Genomic DNA, 3,185 nt, shown 5'->3' on the forward strand with positions numbered 1-3,185 from the left:
TAATCGCACAAGGAATCGCCCTACACAGGTGGAGTACATGTTTGGGGTCAATGCCATGGTCTGTCCTTGCTTGTCGCTGACCCCGCAGTTGCAGAGTGCCAGTGTCAGCGCAATGCCAGTCAGCAGAGGGCGGCCATGCTTGCAGAATGATGAGTTCACCGCGTCTAAATCAATGACTGGTGACTATCGCTTCGCTTGAAGCGGTGTCATTGCTATGCATTATTTGTCGCCTGAGCGAAACCTGATGGAATTCAAGAACCGATCGAAGTACTCCGTGGCTTCTTGGGTGCTTTTAAATGAACTGTGGTTATGATTCTCTGCGTCCGTATTCAACTCGACACTCATGGCTGGTCGTTTCACATCATTCGGTACGCCGGGTGCCTCCCAAAGGTATTTATATGTCATCGGCCCAGGGTTGTCCGGATCAGAGCCGCTAATGGCGATGAGGTAGCCTGACTGACCTGCGGCGACCCGGTCGCCGCGATGAATGACTTTGAGATCGTGAGTAAGGTTGCGCAGTCGATCCAATTCGTCATCCACGCTCGAGCTGAGCGGTGGCTCGGACGAGTGTTTTTCTATGTCCGAAGCTATAAAGGTTAAGCTCATGCCTGGGTGCTGTGGATCAGTCACTACCAGTGTGACATTGCCTCTAGGCTCCGGGGAGCCTTCGTCCACAAAAATGCCGTTCTCTACAATAAATCCTGGGGGGATGTGCTTCGCTCTTGTCAGGGAGGCTAGCGACTTGAAGTGCTTTGCTATGGCAAGCAGATCTGCTCGCTGCACGGCGTAATCGGACGCGCCAATACGATTCCTACTCAAGACTACATCATGCCCATCAACCCATTTGTGCAACTCGATATTGCCTGCAAAAGATCGCGTGTCTGGCAGATACGCAATGATCACTTCATTGCTCTCTGCATGAACATCGAAGCCTATTAACTGGCTCTCGGTTCGTTCCATGGCAGGGTCGGCGCCTCCCGCTCGTAATATCGCATCGTCTTCAGGATCGAACGGAGCTTTGCTTGCGGTATATTTCTGACTCTGCGTTTGTAGACGTTGCTTCAATGCCTCGAAACTTGTGACTGTACCTTGGTCAGCCACTTGAATCCCCTGATATTTTGTGTCGATGCGTATAAGCGCTTTGCGTGGCACTTTCATCGAGAAGCGCCCGATGTGTACCGTGCGGTCGGTGGGGCCGTCGTTGCTAGTCATGGCGGATACTTTGCCGCTTGATAGCAGGGCTAGAAGCGCCATCAAGGCGAGACGTCCCCATAACGCTCGATTGGATCGCATGGTGTCTCCAGTAATTCATAGTTCTTTCGCCTCCTGCAGGAGCTTACAAATGCTGTAGAAGGTGGTTGGTTGCACACGCTTGTCATTGTAAGACGCCTGATGTTCATAATCGTCCAGGCGGAAGCTTTGCTTAATGGCTGCGTCGCTTTTGGATGAATAATGCCTGGCCGGATCACGCAGGCATGGTATTGTTTCACGGTTGCTGCTCATCCATACCCGAGAGTCGGAAGACTTTCGAATGGCTAGGGCACTCTTTTCATTTCTTCAGTCCGCGCGGGCTATTGTGGATTTCCCGAGGTTGCACGCACTGCGCCGGGGCGAGGTTGGAACGATTGGATAATCGCATCCCATAATTCGAGTGATTCGTTCTGAGTCAATGTAGACGACAGATAGCGGCCATCGGATAGCTGGTTGCCCGTACTCAACTTGATGTTGACACCTTCTTGCGCAAAAGAGGGGGGCTCGGGACGAGACTCAAGGACAAATTTGAGCTCCTCACGATCCGTAACAATCCGTGCTGCCTTTTCTTCTGCAGGAACATTCGCTAGTGTCGTATGTCGCGAGCGTAAGATTGACAATCCGTGACCGTCATACTGGTCAAAGTCTTTCATGCGCCGAAGAAGGCTTTCCGGAGCATTATCCTGATTGGTCATCGACACTGTGAACGTAAGATCAGGATGCTTCTCCATGTCGAAGATGAAATCTCCCCGCTCGAAATCGTTCTCTGAATCGACCACCACCGAGCCCAGGCAAAAGCCGGGACCGGCCTTGGCGGGGTCGTTTACTACATGAACCTGAGAAGCAAGCTTCAACATGCGCTTCTCAACGGCGGGAGACAATTTGTCCGGACTACTGTCGTCAACACCCTCGTAAGAAGAGCCGAAGATCACGATATGCGCGTGGCCCACGAGCAAATGCAATTGATGGTCGATTCCAATACCTGAAGAATCGCTGTAATAGCGCAGCATGGTTTGGCTACTAGGGGCGATTTTTTCAGTGGAAAGCAGAAGCGACTTTTGCGCATCATTAAAGAGCTTCTCTTCCTGAAGTCGGGCAATCTCCTCCGCAATGACTTTATCGAATGACTCTCGCGATGTTCTATCATCTATAATCTTGACGTTTAAGGTCTTGAAATTGGTTTCTAGTCCGTAATATAGCGTCAACTCCGGTTTGTGCGCGATGAAGCCTTCCGGCAATTCAACTAGATAACGACCAATACACTGCGGACGCAGAGAACTGCGGAGATCGGTCATCATTTGTTTCTCCTGAGGCGTAGGGTCGCGGTGGCAGGCGGCGACGCTAGTGGCGAATGCGACGGCAAGGGGGAAGTGCATCCAACGCATCAAGTCGGCACCTTCGCCGCGGCGGCGATCTTCTGCAGCGCATATAGCGTCACAATTTGAGCTGTCGAGTCTCGGTATGAGCCTTCATGCTTGAAGCCCTTCAGTCCGAACTGCTGTTTGATGCCATTGCCACCTAACGAGCGCGGCATTGCGCCTGAGCTGCATGGCACCGTGCCGTCGCCACCGCCATCCTGCACGGCATATTGCAAACTGTGCGGCGCCAGTGGGTCGTGCAGAGCCTGTACGTCTAGCTTCACGCCATTAGCCCGACGTGTCTCGGCCAGCCGTCGATACCCTTGTTTGCTGCGCGTGGTGCCGTGATGGCAGGTCACGGCGAGAGCATTCGTCACTTCCTTGCAGTCATTAGAAGCGGCGATCAAAGTGAGGCATGACAAGTCATAGTGCACATCTCATGTGAGGAAAAATTTGGCGTCAAGACTTTCCATGGATTGCATCGGGGCGCAAGCGGATCGATTTTACGATGGTATCCCAGAGCGCTACTGCCTCATTGTCTGTCAGCGAGGCGTCGACATACTCACTGCTGTCCGC

General features: G+C 52.6%; 3 protein-coding genes. All 3 read right to left on the bottom strand.

Translation table 11 applies throughout. The features are described 5' to 3' along the window. Positions 1-219: 219 nt before the first annotated feature. Complete coding sequence (locus ASG87_RS19955; RefSeq protein ID WP_157510979.1) at positions 220-1,212, bottom strand: T6SS immunity protein Tli4 family protein; 993 nt, start codon at positions 1,210-1,212, stop codon at positions 220-222. A 359-nt stretch (positions 1,213-1,571) separates the two neighbouring features. Beyond that, positions 1,572-2,549 (bottom strand): T6SS immunity protein Tli4 family protein, encoded by a 978-nt coding sequence (locus ASG87_RS19960; protein WP_157510980.1) that lies wholly within the window; start codon positions 2,547-2,549, stop codon positions 1,572-1,574. A gap of 86 nt (positions 2,550-2,635) precedes the next feature. Continuing rightward, positions 2,636-2,968, bottom strand: coding sequence for a hypothetical protein (locus ASG87_RS19965; protein ID WP_157510981.1), 333 nt, complete (start codon positions 2,966-2,968; stop codon positions 2,636-2,638). Between the last annotated feature and the right edge of the window lie 217 nt (positions 2,969-3,185).

Origin of the sequence: Frateuria sp. Soil773 (assembly GCF_001428405.1) — a bacterium.
GTDB lineage: Bacteria > Pseudomonadota > Gammaproteobacteria > Xanthomonadales > Rhodanobacteraceae > LMSL01.